Source organism: Sphingobacterium sp. HSC-15S19, assembly GCF_050433745.1.
In the GTDB taxonomy this organism is placed as follows: Bacteria; Bacteroidota; Bacteroidia; order Sphingobacteriales; family Sphingobacteriaceae; genus Sphingobacterium; species Sphingobacterium siyangense.
In genome coordinates this window covers 1-14,403 of the sequence record NZ_JBNPWQ010000006.1, presented here as the reverse complement: position 1 = coordinate 14,403, position 14,403 = coordinate 1, and the positions used below count along the sequence as shown (strand labels likewise).

The window sequence follows — 14,403 nt, the reverse complement described above, 5'->3', positions numbered from 1 at the left end:
TGAAAGTTTCATTTTAATTTCCCTTTTTATCGTTTCTTATGTGCTTATGCACTTATGTACACGCTCTATCGTTAACTGCCACCTATAGTATAATAGTAATGCCAAAACTTTAAATCCGTTTAAAATACTGATTAACACTAGTTTTGTTTCTGAGTGCTATTTTCGTTAATGCTAATTTTTGAACATCAACTGTTCGGTATCGGACAATAGTTTGTTTACCATACCCTTCGTTTGTAGGCTGCTAACCAGAATTGATACTCTAATTGGGAAGCTGTTATAAATACTTGTCGCATCTTCTCCCGTTTTGTTGCAGTAGTTTCTGCAGCAATTTTGTCAACGTAGTTTTTCGCCTTGATAACGCCCTGTGCAAAATCCTCACCGCTATAGGTTTCTATCCATTTGGAATAGGGATTTCCCTGTGTATTTGCTGTCGATACAATGTGATCTCCGACCTCCTTATAAATCCAAAAACAGGGGAGTGTTGCCGCCATAGCGACCTCAATGCTCTCGAAAGCGGCTACGCTTTTAAGAAAATGGACATAATGATGGCAGGTTGGTTCGATTTTGTTGCTCTTGTCGGCAGGACTTAAACCAAATTCCCGAAAGTAATTTTCGTGTAATGCCCGTTCAACAAGAAGCGCATTGCGACCAAATTCGAAATAGTCCAATGCTTGTTGGTTATCCGCACTTTTTGCACCTATAAAGGCGAGCACACGGCCAAATTCTTCTAAATAGAAAGCATCCTGCTGCATGTAAAATTGAAATTTATCCAGGGAAAGACTACCATCACTAAGCTGAACAATAAATGGCATAGTAAGTATATCAGAATAAATAGCTGTTATGGATTCCCAGGCATGATCAGTCCAGTTCATATTGAATAAGTTTAATCGGATTATGGAAGTGATTTAATGGCCCATTTCCTTTGCCAATGACGAGATCTTTGCTACCAGCTATTGCTGCGTGTATATAGGCCAATGCGAATTCAACCGCGCTATCGAGACCAACGCCTTGTGCCAAATGGCTCGCAATTGCTGAAGAAAGCGAACAACCGGAACCATGTGTATTTTTGCTGTTAATTTTTTGAGATTTGAATTCAATTGGTGGGCTCTTGTGCTGGAACAACAGGGATGTTAATTCTTGACTTTGGAGATGCCCGCCTTTAATCAAAACGGATTGACAACCTTTCGCCAATAGGCTATTTCCCGCTTTTTTTATCTTCTCGACATTGTCAATAACTTCGTTTACTAAAACACTTACCTCGTCTAAATTTGGTGTAATCAGCGTTGCTAAAGGAAAAAGAAGTTCTATGCAGGCCTGAATTGTATCATCGTGAATGAGCTTGTGCCCGCTGGTCGAGACCATGACTGGATCAAATACGATAGGCCCTTTATATTCTTTTAAATAGCTGCTAATAAGCTCCACAAGTTCAATATTGTGTACCATTCCTATTTTGATTGCATCGGGATAGATATCGTCAAAAATAGCATCCAATTGGTCCTGGACGGCTGCTGTAGGAATTTCATAAATACGTCTTACACCTTGTGTGTTCTGAACGGGTAAGGCAGTTAAAACATTCATGGCATAACAACCTAATGCAGATATGGTTTTGGTATCTGCCTGTATACCTGCACCACCGCTACCATCGAACCCCGCAATGCTGAGTACGGTAGGGACGCGGTATTTTTTATCTTTTGTCATTTTAATAGTTCTTTTAGTTGTGCACTGGCAGCTCTGGGATCTTGACTTTGGCATATGGCCGAAACGACTGCAATGGAGTCTGCACCGGCATTCCAGGTCTCTTCTGCTGTTTGTAAATTCATCCTTCCGATAGCGATCAATGGTTTTTCCGTCCTACTCCGAAGTTGTTTTAAACCCGCAATTCCCCATTCAGTAACCGTATCTACTTTTGTTTTCGTAGAAAAAATGGGGCTTACACCAAGGTGGTCGACGGTGTACATTTGTTCACTTTCCAGTTGTTGCATGTCTTCTATGGACCAGCCTATGGTTAATTTATCACCATATTTTTCGCGAATAGCGAGCGGCTGCAAATCATTTTGACCCACATGAATTCCCCATGCCTCGATTTGGGCAGCGATTGCTACGGCATCATTGATCACGAGCGGAATACCGTAATGATCGGTCAGTTTTTTCAAACGGATGGCTTTATCCAAAAATGTGGCCGGATCGTCAGCCTTTTCGCGCAATTGTATAAGATCGACTCCGCCAATAATGGCTTCTTCGGCAACATTGAGCCAATTTTGAGGATAACAGTCCCGCTCAGAAATTACCAAATATAAAGGGTAGGGAAAAAGCGGATTAATGCGCATAGCGTTTGATCTTGAGCTTTGATTTTAGACGTTCTGCATTGAGCTGATAGAGTTCATCATAGAGATTCAATTGCAGGGTGCCCGGTCCAGCTGCTGTTTGGGCAGCGAGTTCTCCCGCTAAGCTCAGAATGGATACACCGGCAACAGCTGCTTCAAAATATTGGTCTGTAACACCTAGAAATGCACCAATAAGCGCAGTAGCACTACAGCCAAGCCCAGTTACCTGTGTCATTAAAGGGTTGCCATTAAAAACTTCAACCCGATATTGCTGTGAAAGGATATAGTCTACTTCTCCAGAAATACAGATAATGGAGCCGGTTTGTTCTTGTAATAATTGGCCAAATCGGAGCGCATCTTTACTCGCTGTCGTGCTGTCGACTCCCTTTGTGTTCGGTTGGTTGAAATTGTACAGCGTCATGATTTCTGATGCATTTCCACGAATAACCGTGGGTTTGAGATCCAGTAGATTGGATAATAAATCATTGCGGAATGCTGATATCCCAGCACCAACAGGATCAAGTACCCATGGCCGTCCAATGGTATTGGCATGTTCGGTAGCAACCAGCATAGCTTCGGCAGTATCTTCACTCAAGGTGCCGATATTAATGACAAGAGCTTGTGCAATATCGACAACCTCGCGTACTTCTAATGGGCTGTGTACCATCACAGGGGACGCTCCTAGGGCTAAAAGTGCGTTGGCAGTATTGTTCATCACGACTAGGTTTGTGATGTTGTGTACAAGGGGTTTTTCGACCCTCAGCTGCTCTAATAAATTGATAATTGAATCTTCCATTTTTTTACATATGCTAAGATATACTGTGTGGCCTTGGAGGGAAGAAGAGCGATAGCCTGTGCAGTAAAGGAGTATGCTGTACAGTGGATTTTTGCTTTTCCCTACGCCGGTATAAACCGAATCAGGTTCAAAGGGACTATCTCAATTCTATACAGAATACCCCCAAAGCCAGACCAAACTTAAACAAAAAAGAGGACTTTTCATATCCGTCATTTTTCGATCATTAGCTTGTTGAATTAATCGGCCGGATTTTGATCGGCACTAATTTCAATGTATTCAACAGGGGTATAGGTAACCCGGGCAAAATTTTTGGTCAAAAGTTCGGTTTCCAAAATCTTTCCACCCTGAAACTTTAAAAATTTCTCGCGCCAAATCTCATTTTTCCGAAAGAACTGATTGTCTATTTTAAGAAATTGATGTTCTTTTTCAACGACATGGTACGCAAAATCCAGTTCTTGATCAATTCTTAATTCGCCCTCTAAACATTTGTCTGTGAACCAGAGATTTATTTGAAAGGTGTAAGGCGTGTTGTTGGTGAATTGATAGTCGCGGTAATTATAAAAGACGGTAGCTCCACTACCGAATGGCAAAACACGGCCATCGTCCGGAAATGGATCAAAAGAGTGGTGATAACGTTCATTGACGGTGAGTTGACTATGGATAACAAGCCAATGGATGAGGTTGGATATTTGACAGATTCCACCGCCAATACCCGCTCTTGCTTCACCAAAGGATAACTCCATGCCGGGCAGATATCCTTTTTTTACAGTGGGTAGTCCAACGAGTTTACAAAATGAAAAGGTTTCCTTCGGTCTGATCAGAATGCTATTAATCTGTGCTGCTGCAATTTTCAGGTTGGTAACTTTGTTAATCTGCAATTGCATATTATTTTCGCCTAGTTTTTTTAATAAGACAGACTGATGCTTTTTAATACGAAAGGGAAGTTTTTCAGTTGATTTAGCTGTGCTGTATTTCTTATTATCAAATAGCCAAACGGCTTTGCGCTGCACTCTTCTCGCCCATACTGCAATAAAATAGAGTATGGGATGAAGTTGACTGATCAGTTTTCTTTTTCTCAATTTGACGTTTATGTATCGCTATCAAAATTAGTGCAGAAATGTGTTTTTTGCCGAATTTCGTCGAATATTTTTTTGTCAAAATCAAGAATCTTATTGTCTGAGCTTAGTGCAGTTTTTCAGTTCGTTTAGTTGGTTTTCTTTGCCTGTATGTATTTCGCTGTTAACTTTCCCTCCTTGTTATAGATCAAGCTTTCGTAGGCACAGTTTCCGAGATCTTTTACAATAGATTTTTGTTGTAATACACCCTCATAATAAAACTCATCAATCGTTTCGTTGGCTCGGTACGATCGCTTGATTTCGGCTGTCAGTCGATCGCTTTGATCGAAGGTTTGGCGCAGCGAGTAGTCACTTGTTTCCGGACTATCATATTGATAGCGGACGCGACTTTCTCTTTGATCATTTCTGCCCGAAATCTCTTCAGTAATTCGATTCTGTTGATCATAACTGTAAATGGTCCAGTCTCTCCGTTGATAGACAAAATGAATGGATTCACTTTTTATAACCTGGAGTTTACTGTTCAAGTGATAAATCATCGCCGATTCAAATGTAGGATCGTAGGAAACAATGGTATTTGGGAGATACCGGTAAATTGTACTGCTGCTCCACTTACTATTTCGAAGGTACTGTATGGAGTCGATAAGTCCGAATTGATTATAGCATCTTTTGTTGTAATAATTATTTCCCCCGGAAAGATTGTTCGATGTGATCTCTTTGCCTTCTTCATATACAGTCGTCATAATTGCACCGGATTGCACCGCATTTTCGTCCGAAAACTGCTGCATTACATAAGTGCCGTCACATTTATTCTTACGCTGACTGTAATAAAGAGGAAGAGCGGAATTTGCGATAATAGCCGCTGCATATTGCCCGGATGGAATAAATTGAACTTGTGCGATTGAGTCAAAGAAATGTGAGGCATTATATTGTGCAGAAGCTTTCTTTGACGCAATTTGTGTGCTGGTGTTTAATATCGGTTTGGCTGCTGCCAGATAGGTATTACTATCGTATATGATCTTGGGTTTGGCTAATCCATCAAACAAGATCATGGCATGACGTTGCTTCAATGACAATACGTCGATGGTCCACTGGTGATTTTTAACGATGAATGTGAGTTTTTTTGCATCGGTTTTTGTGACCAGTAACTTTGTTGTGCTATAAGGTACTAATTTGAAAATCTCAGCAGCATTTTTTTCGTGTAGACGCATGATAAAATCAGTTGATTTATCGGACTCATTGGTTAGAAAAAGAACTGCATGCGTTGGGCTAGCTATTGTTAGCGATTTTACTGTTTGCGATGCTGCGCTGGGACTATATAACAGCAATATCAACAACTGAATGATAATCGGATAAAAGTGCAGTTTCGCGTTATAATTCATTTGGGTCGATATTGCTGTTGTTGACTTTGCTATTTAATTTAATACTTCTTTCAAAAATAATAAGGTGTGCTCCCAGGCACGTTTAGCCATTACGGGGTTATATTCGGCTGACTCGGGATTCGTAAACGTATGTCCCGAATTTGCGTAGGTAATTATTTGCCAGTCTGCTTTTCCTTCATTTAATTCCTTGACCAACCCATCGTAATCTTCTTTTGATACGCTTTTATCGGCTGCTGGGTGCTCAACGAGTACTTTTGTTTTGATCGAACCATTGGGTCTGTCGGCAGCTTTGGATAGGCCTCCGTGGATACTGATCACTGCATTGACGGGGAAGCCGGCTCTCGCTGCTTCTAAGGCTCCTGAACCTCCAAAACAATAGCCGATGACAGCAATTTTCGTCGGATCCGCGCCCTCTTTTTTCAGTTGTTCCAATGCGAGCATTATGCGATGCTGATAAGCTTTATAGTCTGTCTTATAGTGGCCGGCAATTTTCGAAGCTGCGGTGTTGTCCGAGGGAATATTTCCTTCACCGTAGATGTCGGCAATGAACGCGATGTAACCTTCTTTTTCAAGAAGCAATGCAGCTTGTTTCGCTTCGTTGTCAATTCCCTTCCATGCCGGAAGAATTAAGACAGCAGGGCCTTTTTTTGCCCTATTGGAGGTTACCATGCCGTTGAGTTTTTGTTCACCATCCTGGTAAGAAACCTGTTTTAATTGTTGGGCCTGCGTAGTCATGGTGACCATAGTAAGCACCAATAGTGTCATAACTGTTTTCATCTGTTAATAATTTGTTCCACTTATTATTTTGTGTGATCAGAAATGAACCTAATTTGGAGTCCATCTCAACTAAATATAATTTTCAATGTACATTTTCTTCACTGTCGCCAACCTGAAGCTATGACTTGATGGATTCAATGATACCAATAACATCGAGCTGTCCGAGACCTTGATCCTGTGCTTTTCCGTAGGTTTCGAGTAAGGTCTTGAGGAGGGGATAGTCAGCACCGGCCTGTTGAGCCAGTCGAATATCTTTCAGCATAAGGTCTAGCGCAAATGCAGGACTGTAGTTTTCTTCCACCAATAATGGTGTTTTCACTTTTGTTGCCCCACTGCCGCTGGCACTATCGTTGATGATTTCGAGCATATCGCTTCGTTGAATTCCCAGTTTATCTGAAAATAAGATCGTCTCCGCGAGACCTTGGTAAATCGTCGAAAGGAAATAGTTGATCGCAAGTTTAGCGGCAATTCCCTGACCATTTTCGCCGAGATGTTTGATCGATTTTCCCATCTGCTCGAGGTATGGTCGGGCGCGATGAAGGTCTTCGGGATCACCACCGACCATAATAATAAGTGTACCCTCAGTCGCTGGCTTGGTACTGCCGGCAACGGGAGCATCGATAAAAGCAGCGCCTTTTTCTTTTAGCTTAGTGGCTATTGAAATACAGCGTTCACGAGATATTGTACTCATATCGACAAATAATTTGCCCTTGATCTCCCTTTGGAGGATTTTTTCATAAACTTCGTTGACCGCTTCATCATTTGTGAGCATGGAGAATATAATATCGCTATGATCGACTAATTCACCTATATCTTCTCTGATAATTGATTGCTCTTCAAAACCTGCAGCTTTAGCCTTGTTTCTATTGTAAACAGAAAGGGGGAATCCTGCTTTTTCTAGATTTTTAGCCATGGGATACCCCATGTTTCCTAATCCTATAAATCCTAATTTTTCTATCTTCATCTAAAAATTACATTAATTGCTCTTGAAATTTACGTATAACTAAAGATACAAATGTTTTGCTCATTCCACCAATACCCTAATTTCGTTACGTAGCAGCACTATTTTATCTTCCTGTTCCAGTTTTTTTAAAATTCGGGAGACAACGACTCGGGATGTATTTAAATCGGAAGCGATATCCTGATGCGTAAGGGTGAGTATTCGGTCGTCATTCAGCTTCACTTTGGCTTTTAAATAGTTGATGATGCGTTCTTCCATATTGGAAAAAGCTAGACTATCAACAGCTTGTAACATTTCGTCCATACGGCTTGAATAGCTTGATATGATGAAATTTCGCCAGGAAGGGTATTTTCCCATCCAAAGGTTGACAAGCTCATTTGGAATCATGGCTACAGTCGTTGTTTTTTCTGCGAGCGCACGAATTTCACTTTTTTTATTCCCGAGGCAACAGGCTATTGACATTGTACAGGTTTGACCTTTTTCCAGATAGTAGAGCAACAATTCGCCTTTATCTTCATCCTCCCGGACAATTTTTATTGCCCCATCCAAGAGGAGAGGCATCGCCTTGATATATTGATTGGTATCAATGATGAGATCACCTTCACGGAACGTTTTTATATGCGCGTTTTCCGCTATTTCAGCGATTAATTCCGGTTCAAGAATGCCTGTATAAGCTTGTTCTATGGATAACATATTTTTTAAATTAGTTAAAGTTAATTATTTATAGGCTTATTTCAGCTGTTGTGGGAAGAAAAGGAGGTAGGTAGAAACGACGGATTGAAAGAAACAATTTTTAGCACCGCATGGGGATAAGCTATAAAATCTTGTATGCAATTCATAAAAATCGTAAAAATGCTAAATTTTGATTTATTCAAAACAGACAAAATATTATTCTGATTATTTTTGATGTTTTTTCATGAATAGGATGGATATATTGTATTTATTTTATGTATGCTGTATTTTTATTGCCTCTTTTTGCTGAAATTTGCTGTTTTTCTGTGGAAGATTAAAATTTATTCTTTCTGTATAGAGATACTGCATGATATTGGTATTGTTAAAATTAGTTAAAAAGACAATCAATTCCTAATTTTGCGGCACAAAAACAAAACAATCACATCTAACATGAAAAAGTCTTTACTTTTTTTTGCCCTTGTTTTTGCTAGTTATAGTGCCGTTCAAGGTCAAACAGCAAATACTGGTTCAGTTTCAGGAGTTGTCAAAGAAGCTACTGGACAAACGGTTAAAGGAGCAACCATTAAAATTACCCACATCCCAAGTGGACAAGTAGTAAGTGGCTCAGCCGATGCCCAAGGAAAATTTCAAATTTCAAATCTTCAAGAAGGAGGCCCCTACAAAGTAGAGGTAACTTACATTGGCGAAACGCCTGTTGTTTTCGAAAACATCATGCTGAAATCGGGGGAATCGTTGAATATCAATCCAATTTTTACGGCTGGATCTTCAACAAATTTGGATGAGGTTGTTGTTGTCGGTCATGGGGTTATCGATATTGCGGCAGGAAGAAAGACACCTATTGCCGTTTCGACGATCCGTAAGCAGGATTTAGAGGAAAGGGTAGGAGCACAGGATATTACTTCAGCATTAGCTAATACCCCTTCGGTTTATATCACTGGTCAGGCAAAAGGTTTTGGTGAGTCTTCTATGACAACACGTGGTTTTGATCAGTCCAATACAGCATTTTTGTTGAACGGTCAGCCTATCAATGGTATGGACAATGGAAGTGTGTATTGGTCAAATTGGTCGGGACTTACAGATATTGCCTCTTTAGTGCAGATTCAACGTGGTTTGGGATCATCTAAATTAGCGATTTCATCTGTCGGCGGAACCGTAAATTACGTGACACAATCCACTGCAATGAAAGAGGGTGGTTTTGTTCGTACCACTGTTGGTAACGATATGTTTATGAAGGCAACGGTAGGTTACAATACCGGTCTTATGAAAAACGGCTTTGCTGTTTCGGCTATGTTTACGCAGTGGTCAGGTAACGGTTATATGGACCATACAGAAGGTGCTGGACAAAGTTATTTCTTGTCTGTTGGATATAAAGCGAATGAAAAGCACAACCTGAACTTTATGGTAACGGGTGCACCACAATGGCACAACCAAGGCTATACCTCAAAATTGTCTAACTATCTCGCTAATGGCAGACGTTATAACGACAATTATAAGGATGCAAACGGCGTGATGATGAATGCACAAAAGAACTTTTATCATAAGCCAGTAGCCAACTTGAACTGGGACTGGACGATTGATGATAAATCATCTTTGTCAACTGTCGTTTACGCATCGTTAGCTGCTGGGGGTGGCCAATCGCTAAGAAGTGATAAATATAATACAGGCAAATATTTAGCTGCTGATGTGAACAATCACCAATGGTTTGGTATAGTTTCTAACTATAATCGTAAACTTTCAGAATCCTTGAATTTCAATGTCGGTTTTGATGTAAGGGACTATAAAGGTACACACTATCGTAAATTGACAGATCCACTTGGAAATACAAATGGTGTCGTATTAGGTGGTAATGTTAATTTCCCTAATAAGCCATTGGTTACCAATACATACTCAACGAACCCTTGGAAAGCTTTCTCAAGTAAACCTGATTCGCGTGAAGATCGTTTAGCTTGGGATTACAATCAATATATCCGTTACGGAGGTCTGTTCGGTCAATTGGAATATGCGAAAAATGGCTTTACAGCGTTTTTCCAAGGATCGGTTTCCGAACAACAAAACAAACGTTCTGATTATTTTCAATACACACCAGGTAATGAGGATTCTAAAGACGTGAACAATTTTGGCTACAATACGAAGGGTGGTGTAAGTTATACATTGGGACATCATAGTGTTTTTGGTAATGCGGGGTACTATTCCCGTCAGCCTTATCAAAACAATATTTTCATGAATTTTGCAAATGATATTAATGAAAATGCTGAAAATGAAAAAATCCTTGGTTTAGAGGCAGGTTATAAGTTTGCTTCTCGATTCTTGGATGTGAATGTGAATGTTTACCGCACAACTTGGGAAAACCGTGTTACGGGTAGTTCGAGTTTAGCGACGGCAGATGATGTGAAAAAATACAATCCAACAAATGATCCTGGTATTTTGGTCGAAGGTGCCTATTTATATACAACAAATTACGGTGTAAAACAGGTTCATAGCGGGGTAGAAGTTGATTTTGAGGCCCGCCCAATCGAAAAATTAAGCCTAACAGGGTTTTTATCGATAGGTGACTGGAAATACGATGGTGCAGTAAACTCTGTTATACGTAACGATAACCGCGTCGAATTGGGACGTTCTCAGGTTAATTTAACCGGTGAACATGTTGGTAACGCAGCGCAAACTTCTTATGGATTTGGTGCTAAATATAAAGTGTTTAAGGGTTTGTCTGTTGACGCAAACTACAGATATTATGAGCGTTTGTATGCATCGAATTATCGTAGAGAAGTAATAGATGGCCAAACTTATGGACGCTATATGAAATTACCTTCTTTTAATCTTTTGGATGCCGGTCTTTCTTACAATGTCAAAGTAAGTGACAAGAACAGCATGAGTTTCCGTGTTAACATGAACAATGTGTTGAATAAGTTCTATATTTCGGAAGCTACTTCGAGTAACTTGGTGACAGATGTGAACAATACTTGGAATGGTATTGATACTTCCAATTTTGTTTTGATCGGACAGGGTAGAACTTGGAATGCATCTGTGAAATTTACATTCTAATAAGATTTACGTCGAATACAAAAGGCCCACAATTATTTTGAGGGCCTTTTTTTGTTTTTTAATAAAAACTTAATAATTTTAGGTGATCTAATTGTCAACCTGATGTTGCATAAATTAATTTGTCTGGAAAATTTACAGATCGGTACTGTCCATTTTTCTGCTTTTGTTGTTAATTTGGATGGTGGAAATACAGGCTTTGCTTTATTTATTAACCAAGAAAATGACCCAATCTTTATTTTTCGAAAAGAAAAGAAAAATGAGGTATCTTTCCATGTAAATGAAGAGCAATTCTTTTGGATTGTAAAAAACAGCCAGTTTACACCAGGAGAACGTCAAGACTTTTTTGCTGAATTTGTTGAGTTCCTGCGTTTGATGGAAGAGAAGGTTTCCAATTATGTTTTCAAAAAGGAAAAATTAATCAAATTTACAAATTCGAGGGATATTGTCCGCTATAAATATTTATACCTGACAGGTGAAATTAGTTGATAAGAACACCCGATTATAGTACCCGATCTCCCGTTAGATTTCTTTTGTAATGAAATTTAGCTTAGTTTTGGGTATGAAGCATATGTTTTTAAAATAAGTATTTTCATATATTTGAACCGTCTTAAATGTGTTTTAAGACGGTTTTTTATTTTGTAAATTTTAAAATTCACTATAAAAGGACACATTTTGGGACACATTTTATTTGTTCCTTTAATAAATTTTAATGTATTCAAATTATTGATTATGAATGATATAAATAAGTCTAAAAAGATTGGTAAGCCTTGCGTTATTAAGGAGAAAAGCGGAATTTGGAAAGTGTGTTTTAAGTATCGGGACACGTTAGGTAAGGAAAAAAAGTACTACTATAGCGATGATTTGAACGAATCTAGGTTCTTTGTATTTGATTCCAAGGGTAAAAAGAAAGCCGATAAAAATGGCTATGTAGAAATTAAAAATACTAAGGAAAGGGAATCTATTGTTAAAAAGAGAATTGACCGACTAAATGAAGATTTAGATAAATTTGAATTTATTGTTGATGGTGGATATTTTGCACTTGGAGATACTGATAAAAAAGTCACAGACTTACTAACAGAATTTATAAATTTTAAAAATGGTGAGGGGGTTATCAATAAAAACACAAAAGCGCAATATCAATCAAAAATAAACGGATTTAAAAAATACTTAGAGCTAACCAAAAACGATAATATACAAATTAAACAATTAACAAATGAGGTATTAAATAATTTCTATAGTTACCTGCTGGTTGATAGGGAATTTACAAAGAGATACAGAGACGACTATCATCGGTTTTTTGTTGTTTTTTATAGCTGGCTTATTGATTTTAAAGCTTTGGAAATTCCTCGAGTTACCAAAAAATTTAAGATAATAAATAAAGGTAAAACAAGAATGCACAAAGCTACTGATATAGAGGACTTTCCAGGTCTTATAAATGAGATAGAAGGGTATAATTATCACTTGTCTTTAATGTTTAAATTTATATTTTTCACATTACATCGAATAGAGACAATTGTTTCGATTCAATTTAAAGACGTTGATTTAAAAAACAATTTAATTCACTTAAGCAGTGATATTGTTAAAAATAATCAAAAGGTTACAATAGCAATTGCCGAACCTTTACAATTATTAATTAATCAATATTTAAAAGAAAACAAGGTAAATAAAAATGACTACATGTTCGGTAGAGAAAAAAATGGTAATGTAGGTCTTTTTGGAACGTATAAAAGTGAAGCATATCAATTTTCAAATTTATTTTCAAAATTTAAAAAGCAGGCAATAGAAAAAGAAAGTAAGTATGTTAACGAATATACAACACTCTATTCCGCAAAACATAGTGGTGTTAAATTTCTGTTAGATAGTGGGTTAACTCCAAATCAAATCATAACAATCACTGGGCACACCAATGTAAATCAATTGGGTACATATGCTAAGGATTATATACCTGTAAAGGTTCAATTTCCACCGTTACCGAAAATTTAAGGGGCTAATTAAGCCCCTTTTTTAAAACATATCACCGCCTGTTAAGGAAAACAAAAACTTTTCATTCACATCTCTTATCACATTCCACTTTTTTTTCTTATCATAAATGTCATAATCATCATATTCTTCTTTTGTAATTATTTCATTTTCAAATAGATAATAAAGTACTTTTTCAGATAATAAGTTGTAATTATTTCTTATTATCTTATTGAAGCATTTAATTATATTTATACCTAAGTTGTTGGAAATAAACTTATTAAGGCAATAAGCTCCAACAATTATTTCATTGCCGTTGATGGTATTTTTTAAGGTAATGGAGTATGTTAATTGTTGAGTACATATACACTTACCATCTTTTTCTTTAACGCTAATTATATCCCATTCACTTTTAGCATCTTCCAACTCTTTTTTGTCCGAATATCTCAATAATTCTTCAATAAATTTTTCTTTCTTGCCCATGTCTTTTTTCATATAAATAGTGCAAAAAAGATTTTTAACAAGTTTTTTTTCATGTTTTTTTATACAGGTCATAAGGCGGTCATAACACCGACAAACCACCGACATTTTTTTTTCCAATTTCTTACCTATCATTATACACCTGATTATACAGGTCACGATTATTAACTATTTTTAATCGATTTAAGACATTTTGTGTTAATCTGAATACTTTATACTATTTCTGAATAATAATCTATTCTAGGGCTTAATTTAGCTTTAATAATCGTTACTAGGGGGTATTCAAAAAAGGGGGCGGGGCGGAACTCTCTCAATGTTGAATGCATTCATACGGTATATCTCTGTAACCTTTGACGATAGTCATTTTTTTACGTTGAGATATTGTTATAATCTTAACCTCATAATCATTATTACATTATACAGTTGAATATACTGTATTGATTACTGTTACATTTACTGTTACTGTTGAAGGATATAACTGAATATACAGTTACTAGTACAATTACTGTTGAATATACTGTTAAAGATTATATTCAATATTCTTACCAATACCTAACGGTATAAATATTTCAATTGGAAATAAAGAGATATAAGACATTATTTGTTAATTATAATACTTTGTACTGTTGAGATATAATAGTTTATTCTATAGCTTTATTTATAGCTTAAAATTGATATATACATATTACTCACCTTCAACATTACACATATATTAATAATATATAAATATAGAATAAGAACAGTTATACACTTTATATACAATTCTATACACATATATAACAATTATAGTATCTTATTTATGTGTATAATAAGCTGCGCCCGTTTGTTTAGACAGAAATTTCTAATTTTTATATAGTATTTTCTGTTTTAGGGCTGAAAATGGAAATAACTTTTTGGCTCTTGAAAGCCTAAAAAA

The 14,403-nt window shown here is 37.3% G+C and carries 13 protein-coding genes and 1 riboswitch; of the genes, 3 read left to right on the top strand and 10 right to left on the bottom strand.

The genetic code is table 11. The annotated features are described in order from the left end of the window. Positions 1 to 215: 215 nt before the first annotated feature. The 9 genes from tenA to L1283_RS06145 all read right to left on the bottom strand — a co-directional run bounded on the left by tenA (position 216) and on the right by L1283_RS06145 (position 8,006). Complete coding sequence (tenA, locus tag L1283_RS06185; protein ID WP_115050540.1) at positions 216 to 872, bottom strand: thiaminase II; 657 nt, start codon at positions 870 to 872, stop codon at positions 216 to 218. After that, positions 859 to 1,698, bottom strand: coding sequence for a bifunctional hydroxymethylpyrimidine kinase/phosphomethylpyrimidine kinase (gene thiD, locus L1283_RS06180; protein WP_115050542.1), 840 nt, complete (start codon positions 1,696 to 1,698; stop codon positions 859 to 861). Before thiD ends, tenA begins: the two co-directional genes overlap by 14 nt. Then, positions 1,695 to 2,327, bottom strand: a complete 633-nt coding sequence (thiE, locus tag L1283_RS06175; RefSeq protein ID WP_115050544.1) for a thiamine phosphate synthase — start codon at positions 2,325 to 2,327, stop codon at positions 1,695 to 1,697. Before thiE ends, thiD begins: the two co-directional genes overlap by 4 nt. Beyond that, positions 2,317 to 3,120 carry a hydroxyethylthiazole kinase gene (gene thiM / locus L1283_RS06170; protein ID WP_075993426.1) on the bottom strand — a complete coding sequence of 268 codons (804 nt, stop codon included), beginning with the start codon at positions 3,118 to 3,120 and terminating at the stop codon, positions 2,317 to 2,319. The genes thiE and thiM overlap by 11 nt, the downstream gene beginning before the upstream one ends. Positions 3,121 to 3,201: 81 nt before the next feature. Next, positions 3,202 to 3,294: riboswitch (TPP riboswitch) on the bottom strand. Between the two features lie 62 nt (positions 3,295 to 3,356). Then, positions 3,357 to 4,199, bottom strand: coding sequence for a VanW family protein (locus L1283_RS06165; protein ID WP_429625957.1), 843 nt, complete (start codon positions 4,197 to 4,199; stop codon positions 3,357 to 3,359). A gap of 125 nt (positions 4,200 to 4,324) precedes the next feature. Then, the gene (locus tag L1283_RS06160; RefSeq protein ID WP_286851830.1) at positions 4,325 to 5,575 is read right to left on the bottom strand and encodes a hypothetical protein; all 1,251 of its coding nucleotides are present in this window, start codon (positions 5,573 to 5,575) and stop codon (positions 4,325 to 4,327) included. 33 nt (positions 5,576 to 5,608) lie between these two features. Continuing rightward, positions 5,609 to 6,352, bottom strand: a complete 744-nt coding sequence (locus tag L1283_RS06155; RefSeq protein ID WP_075993424.1) for a dienelactone hydrolase family protein — start codon at positions 6,350 to 6,352, stop codon at positions 5,609 to 5,611. Positions 6,353 to 6,470: 118 nt separating this feature from the next. Next, positions 6,471 to 7,316: an NAD(P)-dependent oxidoreductase gene (locus L1283_RS06150; RefSeq protein WP_083663680.1), complete on the bottom strand. Its 846-nt coding sequence runs from the start codon at positions 7,314 to 7,316 to the stop codon at positions 6,471 to 6,473. Positions 7,317 to 7,376: 60 nt separating this feature from the next. Next, positions 7,377 to 8,006 carry a Crp/Fnr family transcriptional regulator gene (locus L1283_RS06145; RefSeq protein ID WP_075993423.1) on the bottom strand — a complete coding sequence of 210 codons (630 nt, stop codon included), beginning with the start codon at positions 8,004 to 8,006 and terminating at the stop codon, positions 7,377 to 7,379. Positions 8,007 to 8,435: 429 nt separating this feature from the next. On the opposite strand from L1283_RS06145, the gene L1283_RS06140 reads away from it, so the two are divergent. The 3 genes from L1283_RS06140 (at position 8,436) to L1283_RS06130 (ending at position 13,031) form a co-directional block, all read left to right on the top strand. Further along, positions 8,436 to 11,048 carry a TonB-dependent receptor gene (locus L1283_RS06140; protein WP_088162244.1) on the top strand — a complete coding sequence of 871 codons (2,613 nt, stop codon included), beginning with the start codon at positions 8,436 to 8,438 and terminating at the stop codon, positions 11,046 to 11,048. A 102-nt stretch (positions 11,049 to 11,150) separates the two neighbouring features. After that, on the top strand, positions 11,151 to 11,534 hold the full coding sequence (locus tag L1283_RS06135; RefSeq protein ID WP_088162243.1) for a hypothetical protein: 384 nt from the start codon (positions 11,151 to 11,153) through the stop codon (positions 11,532 to 11,534). A gap of 243 nt (positions 11,535 to 11,777) precedes the next feature. Next, positions 11,778 to 13,031: a tyrosine-type recombinase/integrase gene (locus tag L1283_RS06130; RefSeq protein WP_429625956.1), complete on the top strand. Its 1,254-nt coding sequence runs from the start codon at positions 11,778 to 11,780 to the stop codon at positions 13,029 to 13,031. Positions 13,032 to 13,052: 21 nt separating this feature from the next. Here L1283_RS06130 and L1283_RS06125 read toward each other — a convergent pair whose 3' ends face one another. After that, positions 13,053 to 13,490, bottom strand: a complete 438-nt coding sequence (locus L1283_RS06125; RefSeq protein WP_429625955.1) for a hypothetical protein — start codon at positions 13,488 to 13,490, stop codon at positions 13,053 to 13,055. Between the last annotated feature and the right edge of the window lie 913 nt (positions 13,491 to 14,403).